This window comes from Frankia gtarii (genome assembly GCF_025403375.1).
In the GTDB taxonomy this organism is placed as follows: domain Bacteria; phylum Actinomycetota; class Actinomycetes; order Frankiales; family Frankiaceae; genus Frankia; species Frankia gtarii.
On the sequence record NZ_JAMPTM010000570.1, the window covers coordinates 1 to 971 of the forward strand.

General features: G+C 73.7%; 1 protein-coding gene and 1 pseudogene. Both read left to right on the top strand.

Annotated elements, in window-relative coordinates:
- Positions 1-525: pseudogene (locus NBZ83_RS32340) on the top strand (DNA polymerase III subunit gamma and tau); the annotation flags it as partial.
- 40 nt (positions 526-565) lie between these two features.
- A partial coding sequence (locus NBZ83_RS32345; protein ID WP_261576538.1) for a YbaB/EbfC family nucleoid-associated protein occupies positions 566-971 on the top strand: 406 nt, incomplete at its 3' end.

The window sequence follows — 971 nt, forward strand, 5'->3', positions numbered from 1 at the left end:
GATCCGGACCAGGGCGGCAACTACCCTCGATACCCCGGGCCCACCCCGCCGCCACACGATCACGTCGGGGACGGCGGCAGCGGTGCGCACTTCGGCGGCGACCACGGCGAGGGGCCCGACGCCGCTCACGGCATCGTCAGGCAGCGCGACGCCGGTACGCACAACGCCGGCCAGAACAACGCCGGCCAGAGCATCGCTGGCCAGAGCATCGCTGGCCGGAACAGCGCCGGCCAGAACAACGTCGGTGGGGGTGGGCCTGGTCAGAGTGGTGGCGTCCCAGGGTCAGGGCGGGCTGGGGATCATCGCGGCGGTCAGGATGGTGGCGGACCGGCCGGCACCGGTGGGCACGGTTCGGCGGGGGGCGACGGCACGGCCGTCGCCCGGCCGGTCAACGACGAGCCGTCCCTCGACGACGACGATGCCCCAGGGCATGCGGGCGGGGCACGCGGCGGTGCTGAGGCGGCGATGTCACTGCTGCGGACCGGGCTCGGCGCCACGATCATCGAACAGATCCCGACAAGCTGAAGGCAACGTAGCCTCCTGAAGGCAACGTAGGCTCATCGACATGTCGAACCCGCAGACCCCCGCCGCCGATGGGACCCCGGCCGGCGGTGCACTGCCCACCGGAGGTGGGGCCCACTTGGGGCAGATCCTCCAGCAGGCGCAGAAGATGCAGGCCGCGCTCCTGTCGGCCCAGGAGGAGCTCGCCTCCTCCCGGGTGGACGGCACGGCCGGGGGCGGCCTGGTCCGGGCCACCGTCAACGGCGGCGGCGAGCTCGTCGACCTCACGATCAGCCCCGAGGCGGTCGATCCCGAGGACACCGAGACACTCGCCGATCTGATCCTCGCGGCGGTCCGCGACGCGACCACCAACGCGCACCGGCTCGCCGCGGAACGGATGGCTTCGCTCACGGGCGGCTTGGGCGCGGGCGGCATCGGCACGGGCGGGCTGGGCGCCAGCGGGCTCGGCG